The organism is Streptococcus sp. SO4, assembly GCF_030440055.1.
GTDB lineage: Bacteria > Bacillota > Bacilli > Lactobacillales > Streptococcaceae > Streptococcus > Streptococcus nidrosiense.
Window position 1 is genome coordinate 61,719 of sequence record NZ_JAQFJI010000004.1, and the last position, 13,044, is coordinate 74,762.

The window sequence follows — 13,044 nt, forward strand, 5'->3', positions numbered from 1 at the left end:
TTGATTTTCGAAGAGTATAAAAGACGAACAAAAAGTTCAATCAACTACCGCGTCAAAGTTTGATTGCTAATAAAAAGTGAGGTCGGGATCTTTTGTCCCAACCTCTTTTACGGACTATCAAACTGATATTTCCTTATAGATTATTGACTAGATTTCCTCTTTTCCAAAAGCTTGACCATCTCATTTTTACGTTCTTCTAGCTCGGCAATTTGCTGGAGTAAAAGTCCTGAAAAATCACATTCAAGCTCTTCAGTTTCGCCACTATTATACCAATCTAGAGCTACAATATGATTGTCCTTATCAAAGCAAAAAATCACATCTCCGTCCCCGACGATAGACAGAAATGGAATATAATCCACAAAGCCCAGAGCGTGTAATTCCTTGGTTTTAAGACGAATGTCTAAGAAGTCTGGGATGCCATTTGCAATTCCCAAGACCTTAATACCTCGACAGAAGGTCCAAAATGGGGCTACATCGTAAGCCTTGGCTCTTGGCCATAGCTCTTCCCTGACTTCCATAAAGAGACCTCCCAGAGCTGACATGGCGAATTCCCTGAAATCTTCTGGCAGACGAATGCCGTATTGATTTTCGAAATCTTGAACATCTCCTTCCGATGGTTCATTGCCCATGCAGGCGACAACTTGATAAGTTTCCTTATCATAGTGACGAAAATACTCATAAACTTCCTTGAGTGCCATTATTTTAATCCTTTTTACTCAGAAATAATAACTACAAATCCATCTGGCAAGATGACTTGCTGACCATCTTCAAACTGGCAATGACTCGCTAAATCAACAGAGTCTCTTTCTAAAACAAAATTCTCTTTAGACTGATTAAAGATTGCCTGAACGTCTTTTCCTTGGTAGTTCCACTTCAAGGATAGGACATCTGGTTTCAATTCTTCCAAGCGATAATTACCATGCTGAATCATACTTGCCACTTCCTTACGGACTTGAATCAACTGTTTCATGAAATTCAGCATGTCATTGTCTTCAGACACACGCTCCCAAGGCATGACACGACGGCAGTCAGGGTCTGGTCCACCTATTAGGGCCAACTCTGTTCCGTAATAGATACAAGGAGTCCCTTTTTGAAGGTAGAGGAAAGCTAGAGCAGCCTTGACATGTTGGAGATTGCCTTTGGCAGTTGTGAGGATACGCTCTGTATCGTGAGAATCAAGAAGGTTAAACATCACTTCTGATATTTGTTGCTTGTAGTACATAGACTGGCTATTGATTTCTGAAATAAACTGCTCTGTCTTTTTACGCTGACGCAAGAAATAATCCTTGATACTTTCAGAGAGCGGATAGTTCATGACAGCATGGAACTCGTCCCCTTGTAGCCAAGGTTGTGAGGTATGCCAGATTTCACCTAAGATATACAAATCAGGCTTTTTAGCGAGAACTGCCTTTCTGAAATCTCTCCAGAACTGATGGTCAATTTCATTGGCAACGTCCAAGCGCCAAGCATCGATATCAAAATTCTCAATCCAGTAGGTTGCAACACTGAGAAGATAGTCTTTGACTTCAGGATTGGCTGTATTCAACTTAGGCATATAGCTAGCAAAGGCAAAGGTATGATACGGTAGCTCTCTTGGGTTCTGAAGTTTATCCTCAGTAACTGGAAATTCTTGGATATGGAACCAATCTTTATATGGTGACTTTTCTCCGTTCTTTAGAACATCCTGCCATTGGGCAGACTGGTAGCCGATATGATTGAAAACAGCATCTAGCATAATCTTGATGCCACGTTTGTGAGCTTCCTCGACTAGATTAGCAAAAATTTCCTTATCCCCAAAGTGACGGTCAATTTCAAAATAATCCGTCGTATCATACTTGTGATTGGTTGTAGCTTCAAAAATCGGACATAGATAAAGTCCAGTGATTCCCAAATCTTTTAGATAGTCTAAATGGTCAATAATCCCTTGTAAATCTCCACCAAAAAAATCATCCATGTTAGGTGCAATGGCAGCATCCCACTCTCGAGCTCCATCTGGGGTCAAATTAGGATTTCCATTTGCAAATCGTTCTGGGAAAATCTGATACCAAATGGTATTTGAAACCCAGTCAGGTACCTGACAACCGTCAATTTCGTGAATATAAGGAAGCTTAAAGCCGTTTCCATCAGCATCCAAGTTTTCTTGAGTATGTTCTACACAACCCTTATCACCGTAAAAAACACCCTGACCTTCTTTATCAAGTAGCTCAAAGAGATATTGAATTCGTGCAAAATCAACAGAGACCGTAACCTGCCAATAATCAAATAAAGCATCCGAGGTTACTTTGGTCATTTCTTTCTTAGCTTCATACTTAGCCTCGATAAAGATAAAGGGATCTCCATAGTGTAAGATGACCTGCTGGACATCATCCTTCTTGCTTCTGATTCGGATATGTAGCTGACCTTCTTTGTACAGATAAGCATACTCTGATTCTGGTCTATGATAAATAGCTGTTAATTCCATGTATTGTCTCCTAAATAATCTTCAACAACAAAAACGCAAACGTTTTCATAACTAACAGAACTAGTATACTATTTTAAGATTCGATTTGCAATACTTGGTCAAATTTGACAAGAAAACACCTCAAAATGAATACTGCAGACTAACCAAGAAATTTCAGCACCTATCTATAAAAAGCTCTCAAACTCAGCCTCACAGCCTAGTCAATCCGACAAAGGGCAAGTTCTTTTAATCCTCTGTCGTACAGGAAGGTTAAACAAAAGTTGTCTGTTATATTTTGAAGCTTGTGTTTACTCATTCCTCTAGGAAAGGCTATATCGCACCATTCTCTTGTTGTCAGAGAAAATAGCTTTTGCTTGCCCTTCCAGTCATCATTCTTAAATAGAGGGCTCAGGATCAGATAAGGCGAATCCGTAAAGAGTCCATTGACACCAGCTTTTTTACCTGAAGCCTTTAAATGTTCAGATTCTAATAACTTTTCAATAATACGACCATCACTAGAGATTTTAACAAGAGCATAATAGTCCATGCCCCATTTATTGACAGAGGTTTGACTTTCTCCAGAGCTAAAGGCATAGAGCTCTTGCTTCCAACATTTCATACTATCAATTTTAGGACAAGCATCAGAGCTCGTGTCGTGGTGATTTAACTCTTTTTTATCAATATGCGAATAAGTGGTCCACTTCGCCTGCTTTTTCTCCCTATCAAACTCTAAAAGGGCAAAGTTTCTTGCTTGGTTTGTATAAACTTGATCTTCAAAACACACGGGTATCTGGTCGCTATCTGATACGATTTGAAAATATCTCTCTTGTGCCTTTTTAGGAAGTATACTTTGCGGATTCTTTATGGCAATGATTTCTGGATTAGAAAAATCACCAGTATAATAGACTATTTCCTTGCCAGCCTTGATGATGCCAATATTTTGTCCATCTGTAAAGAGTAGAGGCTCTTCCTCCCAAACATGGTCACAATCCCAAGCATCTATCTCCTTCACACCCAAAGGTGATACTTCAAGCAGACAGTAGAGATTGGAAGCTTCCTTCTCACTGGTTAAGACAAAGGCTCTACCACCCTGTAACATGACAGAATTGAGAACACTATTGTATTCCTTGTCTAGTTCCCATTTATTCAATAGACTTAACTTTAACTTCCCCATTTTCTCTCTCCTAATCCATCACCACTCGTTGATGGCAAATAGAATGGCTGATCTAATATTTCTTAGCAATTGATCTGAAAGTTCATCGTATACTTGACCCAGTCCCTTATCTTGTGCCAGCCATCCAGGTTCATCATTCCAGGAGCCCATTGCTCCAAAAACATCCGCTGCACTTGCAGCTCTAAATATGCTTAAATGTTGCGGTGGAATTTGAGGTTCTGCCAGTCCTTTACCAGATTCTGGATCTAGCAAAAAGTTTCTAGCAGAGTGAAAGACTTTGGCAAAGTTGTCACATTCAATTTTACTTGCTAAATCTTCTATACGAGACAATATGTCCTTAAATTCTTCGATATTATTTTCATAGTGGGGAATGTCTTGAGAAGACCTTTCCCATTCATACTCGGTGTAGGTAACATCCCAGCCCCTACCTGAGGAAGCAGCTTCCCAATTTGGTAGGAAATAACTTGCCTTCCCATCTTTATAAAAACAGAGAATTGAACTCTGTGTCGTATTAGAGAATCCTAAAATACCTCTGTCTTCAACTGAAATAGGACAAAATAATTGTAAGTCCTTCAAACCTTTTTCCTTAAGATTTTCAAACCAGTCAGATACAGATAGTTCTATAACTTCCCCATTTTCTGACGGCAAAATTTGAAAGCTCAACTTATTTGTATATTTTTCAGGATTATAGCATATTTCTTTACCACTTTTTAAAGCCTTCCTAGCTGCTGCCACGATACAGGCTATCTGATACATTTGTCCATTCATATGATTTCTTCCATTATCCCTTCAATCAGATTTGTAAGGCTTTTAGCCGCATAGATCACCTGGTCAGGATCATGGATGTAGCAAATAACCTGTCCTTCCTGACCCTCCTGATCTGGATCAAAATCCAGCATAAGATAACAAGAGTCACAATACTGAGCAAAAGGAAGCCATTTTTTATTAAAAAGATAAGGCTTAATTCTACTATCATGCATGTTTTCTAGGTCTTGACTAGAAAAATAGTCGGGAAATTCGGTTAACAGAGCATCTCTATTTTGAAAGTACTTTTTACAAGTCTCAATTTCCTGTAGACTCATGAGAGAAAAAGTCAAATCTCTCTGGTCAATTACACAAGGTAAAATAGAGAGGTATTTACTCCCATTTTTATAGCTATAAAGCTCTTTGAAGTCACTAGGTAGACGAATACCAAATCTTTCCTCAAAGGCTTGAAGCTCTTCTTCGGAAGCACCAGAAATGCCCTGATAATCTTCCAGATATCCTTCCTCTACAGGATCATCCAAATCCCAGACTTCAAAACACTCACAAATATAAGTTTCTATTTTTTTAACTTGGTCAATTAGTTGCATCATTTCACCATGATTTCTTTATTTTATCTGTCTTCCAATGCTTTTTAACGCTTATAACTTGTTTTTTCTAGGAGAAGGGGTTCAGAATTTTGCTTAACCCAAGCAAGAGCTAGCTGACACAGGCGGTCTAGGCGAGGCTCGTCATCAAAATCTTTCCCATGAACTTGAGCAATAAGCTCTTTAGTCTCTTCCAATTCTTGGTCTGAAAGAGGGATTCCTAGAGACAAGTATTGAGGGAGAGCCTGAAGCATTTTTCTATAGTCCCTGTCCCAGTTGACCCCACCATTGCGATCCAGTTCATCTCGAACTCGACCTGGTATACGGATAACTTCCCCCTGAACAGTTTTTGCTGCTCCACTTGAAGGAATCAAGAAGGACCAAAGTTCCTCGTATTGCTCCTCCCAACTACCTTCTTTTACGAGAATCGGAGAAACTCCATCGTGGGTTATTCGTTTGGCTACCGGCTTGACATCAAACAAAGCATAAAGTTTTTCTAGACCCTGATCTGCTGCTTCTAGATAATCGGGATTGATCCCTTCTCTATGAAATTCAAAATCCTTACCAATATTTTCAACCTTTTCTTTCATAGCAGATGTTTTCTTAGCACCTGCATCCAGCAGCATAGAGGCAATTTCAGCTGTTTGGGCAATATAAATCCCCCGACAAACCATCAAGACTGAAGCTAGTGGGGTTCTTCCCATATCATTTTTAGCATTGACATCTGCTCCCTTATCAATCAAAAGTTTGACAGTCTTAGGATGGAAAAACTCAGCTGCTACATGTAGGGGGGTCTCACCATAGGTATTAGGTTTTCCAATGTCTGCCCCCAATTCGAGCAAGAGTTTTACAGTCTCTCTTCCCATGGTTGCCTGACGGTACAAAGGAGTCGCTCCATAATAATCAGGGATATTGATATCTAAGCCTTTTTCCACCAGCCAGATAACCAATTCATCTGGGACTCCTCCCATATGCAGAGGTGTACATAAGCTAAATCTTCCATCATGAGCGGTTAATTCACAACGATCATAGACTGCTTTAAGGGCTTCAATATTTCCTTCATCCATTAAATCCTTAAACTCTTTTGGTAAGGTTACTCTTTTCTTTGCCATATTTAGTTCCTTTCTTCTGATTTAGCATCTAGGGCAAGCCAATGAAGATTGTCAACAGTTTTCAAGGTCAGGGCTTGTCCATCATAATCATTTTTCAACTCAAGACCGTTTTGCTCAATAGATATATGATTGTACCAGTGGTCTAGGCTGGCGTATTCCCCCGTATGAATGTCGATGAGCATACTCGTTATGGGATCCCAAGTCCCTTTCTTAACTGTTTCTGCTAAGAGGTAGTAAGCATCTAAAAACATGAGATTTCTCCCATAGATCCAAAAGGGCAGATCAAGCCCCAACAAAGGCAACTTGGCAGAAAAAATCTCATCACCGTGTGGTGGAACGGTTTCATAATGAAATTCTATCTCACTGCCATAATAGGCAATCAGGGCTCCCTGACTTCCGATATTTTGAGGAATCCCTTCCTCAGCTACAATAAATTCCATGACTTGCTCCTTCTATTTTCAATCATAAAATCCGACCAGACTCTGCCAAAATATCAAACTGGACGCATGGCCTTTTCTAGTCATCAAGTGGATGAAGTCACTTTCACAACCCTTCCAAACTGCAGATTGAGCCGTTCCCATGGCTCTAACAAATGCTAGAAAATCTGATGCCAGCCATATTTTTTCATCATAGTTCATCTCTGCATCAAGAGCATAGACCGCCCCAGATTGACAGTCCAGCAAAATAGTGTAGGGATCTCCATTTGCAATGATGAACAAGCCTCTTTCTTGTAGAGTCGAGTAATCGTGGTATTCCAGATTGCGATTGATTAGCCAAGTAAGACTAGTGTCGTCCCCATATCCAAACTGGTAACTTAAAAAACCGACCTGCCCCCAGTTATAGGCCAAAATATATTTCCTAAAAATCGGATCCAAATCTTGGATTTGTAATTGTTTTTTCAAACGATCCAGTTCAGACACGGGCAGTTCAGTATGGCTCAGGACAATTCCTTCTCTTATCTCAGGGTCAAGCCCTTGTGTTGCTTCCTCAATAATGGAAATGATTTGGTCAATTGTCAATAATTCCATTGTCAACCTCCGGCTATACATGAGTCATTATCTAAGGTAAGCTAGCTGGTTTGGGACTTCATTTATCTAATGAACTTTCTTATCTCTATTATACCTCAAAGCTATCTAACAGGGATAAACTACCAGTATTTTCAGGGATTATTTTTGACAAACAACTTCTTCTAATTAAAGCAAAAAGCCATTCCTCAAGGGAACAGCTTTCTCACTTATAATTAAAGGTTTCTCCAGCCAACTTATCTGCTAGCTTGGGAAAGAGGGTATAAAACTTATGGGCTAGATTGAGCAAGATTGGGAGATTGAGCTCGCGTTTGTTTTTACCTATGGTCTTAACGATCTTTTGCGCGACAGCATCCGGTTCCAATAGAAAACGGTCAACCGACTTGAGATAGGTCCCATCTGGGTCTGCTTGGTCAAAAAATCCTGTACGGATCGGGCCTGGATTAACAGTTGTCACATAGACACCATAGGGCATGAGTTCGAGGCGCAAAGCATTTGAAAAACCAATGGCCGCAAACTTGGTCGCAGAGTATAGACTGGACTTGCTAGTCGCTATCAATCCTGCCATGCTGACGATATTGATGATATGGCCTTTTCGAGTCTCCTTCATACGAGCTGCAAGCAAACGTGATAGATTCATGAGAGCAAAGGTGTTAACCTCAAACATTTGATGAATGTCTTGATCAGAAATCTTGTCAAAATCTTCAAAAATCCCGTAGCCAGCGTTGTTAATTAAAACATCAATCTTGCCATAGCGCTGGTAGAGTTCCGTTATAAGAACTTGAAGTGCTTGATCATCTGTAATATCTATCTCGACCAATTCTGCATGTAGATGATTTCCGTATAGTTGAGCTAATTTTTCTCTATTTCTACCCAGCAAAATCAATTGATCATTGGGCAAGAGTTTGACCATTTCTTGAGCTAGACCACCACTAGCACCCGTAATGAGAATCGTAGACATATTTATCCTTTCTCGAGATCCTAGATTTCCACTTCTTCTAGGTCTTTAACCACATGGACATTTTCAAAAATTGTTGCCGCATCTTTCTTGAGCTGGCTAATGTCTTTTGAAAGGAAGCGTGCACTGATATGGTTGAGCAAAAGTCGTTTGGCTCCTGCTTCTGCCGCTACTTGTGCAGCCTGCATATTAGTTGAGTGACCGTGGTTGCGGGCAATCTTCTCATCACCCTTGCCATAAGTGGACTCATGGACAAGAACATCTGCATTGACTCCAAGACGCACACTAGCATCTGTTTTTCGAGTATCTCCCAAAATGGTAATAATCTTACCAGGTCGCGGTGCTGAAATATAATCTGCTGCCTTAATCTCGGTGCCGTCTTCTAAGACGACATCCTGACCGTTTTTAATTTTTCCAAAAAGAGGGCCGAATGGGACACCAGCATCCTTGAGTTTCTCAGCATCCAAGGTCCCTTCTAGGTCCTTTTGCATGATACGATAGCCGACACAGAAAATAGTGTGATCCAACTCTTCCGCATATACAGTAAACTTATCCGTTTCAAGGATTTTCCCAAGAGAATCTTGGTCAAATTCATGAAAATGAATCTTATAGGGTAGACGAGAACCAGAGACACGTAAACTAGTCAAGACAAATGACTTAATACCTTGGGGACCATAGATTTCCAAATCTGTCTGCTCTTCATTGGCTTGAAAAGCGCGACTTGAAAGAAATCCTGGCAAGCCAAAGATATGGTCTCCGTGTAAGTGGGTGATAAAGATTTTGCTGATTTTTCGTGGTCGAATCGTGGTTTCCAGAATGCGATTTTGCGTTCCTTCGCCACAGTCAAAGAGCCAAACTTCGTTAATCTCATCCAAGAGTTTCAGGGCGAGACTTGAAACGTTGCGGGCTTTAGAGGGCTGACCAGCCCCCGTTCCTAAAAATTGAATATCCATTCGATACTTTCTAATTAATCAATATATAACATAGCGGTGCGGTTTTCTGAGCGATAATAAAGCTTACCAGTATAGGCTTTAGCTTCTTGTAATAAATCTTCTTGACTATAGCCTTTGAGACGCTTGCGACCATCTGCCAAGCTTTCCAAATCTGTCAAAGCTGTAAGATTTTCCACGTTAACAACTTCCTCTTCTCCGATTGCCTTCATGTAAATTTTCCCAGACTCCTCAAAAACTAGCTGATGGGGGAAAATTTGCGCAATTTCAAAAAGCAAGTCAGCTGTGATTGTTTCCTCAGTTTCTGAGAAAATCCGACCCAGACCTTCTTTCTCATAGCAAAAACCAAAAGATTTGCCTGACAGATTCAGACGAATAAAGGGTTTGCTTTCTTCCGTGAAACTTGGCTCAGCATTGTAGAGGTTCAGTTCCTGGCTGACTTCTGCAAAATAATCCGTCGCAGCTTGAGGACTTTTTTTCTGGTAGAGTTCTGCAAAGTAGGCATTAACCACGCTAGGTGGAGGTGTGATTAGAGCTAGTTGCTCCTCTTCAGACCTACCAGCTAAAAGCTGATCTAGATATACCTTGTCTAAACTCGTATAGCCACCATACTTGAGAGCTAATGATTTGATATCAGTCATAAAATTCTTCTAATCTCCATTTATTTTTCTCAGAAATGTAGCCTGTGATGACTTCACCGTCATCTTGGTAGTCCCGTTCTTCAAGAATCGCAACACTTTCTAAATCATGAATCTTGTAAGACTTAGAAAAAGGCACGCGCAAAGTAAAGGGTTCAAAAATTTCCTTGATCTTATCTAGCAATAAAGCCTGCAACTGTTCTCGACTATTCTCAGATTTGGCAGAAATCAGTGCATACGGCGTTTGGGTAGGCGTGAAATCCTCCACCAAATCCGCTTTATTATAAAGGGTTAGGCGAGGAATATCCTCCATGTCCAAGTCTTTCATGATAGACAGGACCGTTTTTTCATGTTCCTCATGGTAAGGATTGCTGGCATCGATAACATGAACCAAGAGGTCTACATGCTTGCTTTCTTCCAAGGTAGACTTGAAACTTGACACCAACTCTGTCGGCAAATCTTGAATAAACCCAACGGTGTCAGTCAAGGTAACCTGAAGATTGCCCCCCAGATGAATGCTTTTAGTTGTCGCATCCAGAGTCGCAAAGAGCTCATCTGCCTCATACTGGGTCTTGCTAGTCAAGGTATTCATGATAGTTGACTTTCCAGCATTGGTGTAGCCAATCAAACCAATCTTAAAGGTACTTGACTCCAAACGTTTTTCTCGAACTGTCGCTCGATTTTTCTCAACGACTTTGAGCTGACGCTCGATATCTGTGATTTGGTTACGAACACTACGACGATTGAGCTCCAACTGACTTTCACCTGGACCACGAGAACCAATGCCCCCAGCCTGACGGCTAAGCATAATCCCTTGACCAACCAAGCGAGGCAAGAGGTATTTGAGCTGAGCAAGATGAACTTGAAGCTTTCCTTCATGGCTTCGAGCTCTCATGGCAAAGATATCCAAAATCAACTGCATGCGGTCAATGACTTTAACACCCAAGACTTCTTCTAAATTGACATTTTGTCGAGGTGTCAGACGGTTGTTGACAATGACAGTTGTGATTTCTTCTGCATCCACCATTTGAGCAATTTCTTCCAACTTACCAGAACCGACGAAGGTCTTGGAGTCGTATTTTTCACGTTTTTGTCTGTAACTATCGACTACGACTGCACCAGCCGTCTTAGCCAGACTAGCCAGTTCTTCCATGGAGAGGTCAAAATTATCCATGCCCTGGAGTTCAACACCAATCAGCAGGACTCGCTCCTCTTTTTTCTCCGTTTCAATCATTTAAAAACTCCTCAATCTGGTTTAAAATACGGTCTTGTACACCAGATTCTCCTATCTGATAAAAGGTCACCTGCATGCGATTGCGGAACCAGGTTAGCTGGCGCTTGGCAAAACGACGGGTCGCCTGTTTGAGACTGTCACGAGCTTCTTCCAAGGACTGCTCTCCTCGAAAATAGGGAAATAGTTCCTTGTAACCAATTCCTTTAGCAGCTTGAACATCTGGATAATGGTCAAACAGCCACTTGGCTTCGTCTAAAAGTCCAGCTTCAAACATCAGGTCCACTCTGTGATTGATACGCTCATAAAGCTGACTACGTTCATCGTCCAAGCAGATAATCAGCGGTTCATACAAGGTCTCTTGATTTTCCAAATCCTGACCAAAATGGGCAATTTCCAAGGCACGCATGGCACGACGACGATTAAACTGGGGAATTTCAAGGCCTGCTTGATCCACCAGATGGGCTAACTCCTCATCCGAAAAAGGCTCTAGACTAGCGCGATAGGCTAAAATATCCTCATGAGGTGTCTCTCCACCTAAATGATATCCTTCTAGCAGACTCTGGATATAAAGACCTGTCCCACCAGCGATAATAGCTAGTTTGCCGCGACTTTGAATATCCTCAATGGCCGCCTTAGCTTCTGAAACAAAATCAAAAGCCGAGTAAGACTCGGTTACTTCTCTCACATCAATCAAATGATGAGGGACAGTTGCCTGCTCCTCCGGACTAGCCTTGGCTGTCCCAATTTCTAGTCCTCGATAGACTTGTTGGCTATCTCCACTAACTACTTCACCATTAAAATGCTTAGCAACTTCAATGGCTAGAGCTGTCTTTCCGACTGCAGTCGGTCCAACAATCACAATTATTTTTGTTTTCATCTTTTTTCCTTGAAAAATTCCCATTTTTTCGTTACTATTATTATATCACAAAAAGGTCAGTCAGAAAAATGCGACCTCTTGAGGTAGCTGGCTGATTTATAAGTTAAAGGAGGAATACTCATGGCTAAAGGATTCGCTAAAGGTCTTGTAACAGGTATTGCAGGAACTGTCGCTGCAGTTGCAGGTGCAGTATACGCAGTTAAAAAGAAAGTGATCGAACCAGAAGAACAAAAAGCAGCTTTCATCGAAGAAAATCGTAAAAAAGCAGCGCGTCGTCGCGTATCACACTAAGCAACAAAAGAAGTTGAGACTTTTTCTCAACTTCTTTTTTTCTATATTTATACTCAATAACAACCCAATAGGAAACTAGGAATCTAGCGTGGTTTGAAGAGATTTTCAGAGAGTATTAAATTGCCAAGTCAAACTTCAACTGTGGCTTGACTGGATCATAATCAACCAGCTCAAAATCCTCTGCTTTAATATCAAAGAAGTTGGTCTTGTCTGGTACATTCAAGACTAAACGTGGTTGGCAATTTGAAGGCTCACGACGAAGCAATTCCTGAGCTTGTTCAAATTGATTGTCATAGATGTGAAGGTTATTGATAAAGTAGAAGAATTTCCCAACCTTCCATCCAAAATGTTTAGCAATCATCATCTGAAGCGCCACATACTGCATGGCATTGATGTGGTGAGCTACTAGCATATCATTAGAACGCTGGGTCAAGGTTGCATCCAGATAAATTTCCCCATCTACTCGACGGACATCAAACATAGTCTGAAAGGCGCATGGAAGGAGGCCATCTGTCTCCTCAAAAGCTTGATAATCCCAAAGTGAGATGATATTGCGACGGTTCCAAGGATTGGCTTCTAACTGTTTGAGAATCTTGTTAATGATGTCATGCTTCTTAACAACAGCCCCATAACGTTCCCCAATAGTCCCTGTATCTCCAACTTCCCAGTCATTCCAGTAGTGAACATTGTACTTGTCATTGAGAACTTCCAAACTATTGGTCTGGTCTTGGTAGATCCAAAGTACTTCCTTGATGGCTGATTTGATTGCGATGGGGCGCAAGGTCGTGATTGGAAATTCCCCCTTAGACAAATCGTACTCCGCAAAAGCACCTGTGATGTACTTGGAGTTAGCTACTGTTCCATCCTTATACTTGGGACGAGCTTGTTCTGAAAAGACTCCTTCATTGAGAATTCGCTCGATATTTTCTTTAAAAATCGTGTCTGCTTTTGTCATTTACCCCTACCTCAACTTTTATTCTTAACTAGTATAGCATA

At 40.9% G+C, this 13,044-nt stretch carries 15 protein-coding genes; 1 reads left to right on the forward strand and 14 read right to left on the reverse strand.

Going from position 1 to position 13,044, the window contains the following annotated elements:
* Window positions 1–140 precede the first annotated feature (140 nt).
* The 13 genes from PCY08_RS03315 to miaA all read right to left on the reverse strand — a co-directional run bounded on the left by PCY08_RS03315 (window position 141) and on the right by miaA (window position 11,757).
* Window positions 141–698 carry an SMI1/KNR4 family protein gene (locus tag PCY08_RS03315; protein ID WP_301559415.1) on the reverse strand — a complete coding sequence of 186 codons (558 nt, stop codon included), beginning with the start codon at window positions 696–698 and terminating at the stop codon, window positions 141–143.
* Between the two features lie 14 nt (window positions 699–712).
* Entirely contained in the window at window positions 713–2,461 is a 1,749-nt protein-coding gene (locus PCY08_RS03320) for a glycoside hydrolase family 13 protein (protein ID WP_301559416.1), read from the reverse strand.
* A 196-nt stretch (window positions 2,462–2,657) separates the two neighbouring features.
* Complete coding sequence (locus tag PCY08_RS03325; RefSeq protein ID WP_301559417.1) at window positions 2,658–3,614, reverse strand: hypothetical protein; 957 nt, start codon at window positions 3,612–3,614, stop codon at window positions 2,658–2,660.
* An 18-nt stretch (window positions 3,615–3,632) separates the two neighbouring features.
* Window positions 3,633–4,382, reverse strand: a complete 750-nt coding sequence (locus PCY08_RS03330) for a hypothetical protein (protein ID WP_049526216.1) — start codon at window positions 4,380–4,382, stop codon at window positions 3,633–3,635.
* Window positions 4,379–4,966 carry an SMI1/KNR4 family protein gene (locus PCY08_RS03335; RefSeq protein WP_049526253.1) on the reverse strand — a complete coding sequence of 196 codons (588 nt, stop codon included), beginning with the start codon at window positions 4,964–4,966 and terminating at the stop codon, window positions 4,379–4,381. The genes PCY08_RS03330 and PCY08_RS03335 overlap by 4 nt, the downstream gene beginning before the upstream one ends.
* A 44-nt stretch (window positions 4,967–5,010) precedes the next feature.
* Window positions 5,011–6,075: an ankyrin repeat domain-containing protein gene (locus tag PCY08_RS03340; protein WP_049526218.1), complete on the reverse strand. Its 1,065-nt coding sequence runs from the start codon at window positions 6,073–6,075 to the stop codon at window positions 5,011–5,013.
* Between the two features lie 2 nt (window positions 6,076–6,077).
* A complete protein-coding gene (locus PCY08_RS03345; RefSeq protein WP_049526220.1) occupies window positions 6,078–6,515 on the reverse strand; it encodes a hypothetical protein in 438 nt (145 codons plus the stop codon).
* 18 nt (window positions 6,516–6,533) lie between these two features.
* Window positions 6,534–7,103 carry an SMI1/KNR4 family protein gene (locus PCY08_RS03350; RefSeq protein ID WP_301559418.1) on the reverse strand — a complete coding sequence of 190 codons (570 nt, stop codon included), beginning with the start codon at window positions 7,101–7,103 and terminating at the stop codon, window positions 6,534–6,536.
* Window positions 7,104–7,305: 202 nt separating this feature from the next.
* Window positions 7,306–8,061, reverse strand: coding sequence for an SDR family oxidoreductase (locus PCY08_RS03355; RefSeq protein ID WP_301559419.1), 756 nt, complete (start codon window positions 8,059–8,061; stop codon window positions 7,306–7,308).
* A gap of 20 nt (window positions 8,062–8,081) precedes the next feature.
* Window positions 8,082–9,011, reverse strand: a complete 930-nt coding sequence (gene rnz / locus PCY08_RS03360; protein ID WP_301559420.1) for a ribonuclease Z — start codon at window positions 9,009–9,011, stop codon at window positions 8,082–8,084.
* 14 nt (window positions 9,012–9,025) lie between these two features.
* The gene (locus PCY08_RS03365) at window positions 9,026–9,649 is read right to left on the reverse strand and encodes a cystathionine beta-lyase (RefSeq protein ID WP_045763204.1); all 624 of its coding nucleotides are present in this window, start codon (window positions 9,647–9,649) and stop codon (window positions 9,026–9,028) included.
* Entirely contained in the window at window positions 9,642–10,880 is a 1,239-nt protein-coding gene (hflX, locus tag PCY08_RS03370; protein ID WP_045763203.1) for a GTPase HflX, read from the reverse strand. The genes PCY08_RS03365 and hflX overlap by 8 nt, the downstream gene beginning before the upstream one ends.
* The gene (gene miaA / locus PCY08_RS03375; RefSeq protein ID WP_301559421.1) at window positions 10,873–11,757 is read right to left on the reverse strand and encodes a tRNA (adenosine(37)-N6)-dimethylallyltransferase MiaA; all 885 of its coding nucleotides are present in this window, start codon (window positions 11,755–11,757) and stop codon (window positions 10,873–10,875) included. The genes hflX and miaA overlap by 8 nt, the downstream gene beginning before the upstream one ends.
* A 120-nt stretch (window positions 11,758–11,877) precedes the next feature.
* Here miaA and PCY08_RS03380 point away from each other — a divergent pair, with 120 nt between their 5' ends.
* Entirely contained in the window at window positions 11,878–12,048 is a 171-nt protein-coding gene (locus PCY08_RS03380) for a DUF3042 family protein (protein WP_001051776.1), read from the forward strand.
* Window positions 12,049–12,163: 115 nt separating this feature from the next.
* Here the strand turns inward: PCY08_RS03380 and PCY08_RS03385 are convergent, their stop codons facing one another.
* Window positions 12,164–13,003 carry a thymidylate synthase gene (locus tag PCY08_RS03385; RefSeq protein WP_049526234.1) on the reverse strand — a complete coding sequence of 280 codons (840 nt, stop codon included), beginning with the start codon at window positions 13,001–13,003 and terminating at the stop codon, window positions 12,164–12,166.
* Window positions 13,004–13,044: the final 41 nt, after the last annotated feature.

Excerpts from the sequence above, each read along its gene's own strand:
- PCY08_RS03345 (WP_049526220.1), bottom strand. The coding sequence starts at position 6,515 with ATGGAATTTATTGTAGCTGAGGAAGGGATTCCTCAAAATATCGGAAGT.
- PCY08_RS03340 (WP_049526218.1), bottom strand. The coding sequence starts at position 6,075 with ATGGCAAAGAAAAGAGTAACCTTACCAAAAGAGTTTAAGGATTTAATG.
- PCY08_RS03355 (WP_301559419.1), bottom strand. The coding sequence starts at position 8,061 with ATGTCTACGATTCTCATTACGGGTGCTAGTGGTGGTCTAGCTCAAGAA.
- hflX (WP_045763203.1), bottom strand. The coding sequence starts at position 10,880 with ATGATTGAAACGGAGAAAAAAGAGGAGCGAGTCCTGCTGATTGGTGTT.
- miaA (WP_301559421.1), bottom strand. The coding sequence starts at position 11,757 with ATGAAAACAAAAATAATTGTGATTGTTGGACCGACTGCAGTCGGAAAG.
- PCY08_RS03350 (WP_301559418.1), bottom strand. The coding sequence starts at position 7,103 with ATGGAATTATTGACAATTGACCAAATCATTTCCATTATTGAGGAAGCA.
- PCY08_RS03325 (WP_301559417.1), bottom strand. The coding sequence starts at position 3,614 with ATGGGGAAGTTAAAGTTAAGTCTATTGAATAAATGGGAACTAGACAAG.
- PCY08_RS03330 (WP_049526216.1), bottom strand. The coding sequence starts at position 4,382 with ATGAATGGACAAATGTATCAGATAGCCTGTATCGTGGCAGCAGCTAGG.
- PCY08_RS03380 (WP_001051776.1), top strand. The coding sequence starts at position 11,878 with ATGGCTAAAGGATTCGCTAAAGGTCTTGTAACAGGTATTGCAGGAACT.
- PCY08_RS03385 (WP_049526234.1), bottom strand. The coding sequence starts at position 13,003 with ATGACAAAAGCAGACACGATTTTTAAAGAAAATATCGAGCGAATTCTC.
- PCY08_RS03335 (WP_049526253.1), bottom strand. The coding sequence starts at position 4,966 with ATGCAACTAATTGACCAAGTTAAAAAAATAGAAACTTATATTTGTGAG.
- PCY08_RS03315 (WP_301559415.1), bottom strand. The coding sequence starts at position 698 with ATGGCACTCAAGGAAGTTTATGAGTATTTTCGTCACTATGATAAGGAA.
- PCY08_RS03320 (WP_301559416.1), bottom strand. The coding sequence starts at position 2,461 with ATGGAATTAACAGCTATTTATCATAGACCAGAATCAGAGTATGCTTAT.
- PCY08_RS03365 (WP_045763204.1), bottom strand. The coding sequence starts at position 9,649 with ATGACTGATATCAAATCATTAGCTCTCAAGTATGGTGGCTATACGAGT.
- rnz (WP_301559420.1), bottom strand. The coding sequence starts at position 9,011 with ATGGATATTCAATTTTTAGGAACGGGGGCTGGTCAGCCCTCTAAAGCC.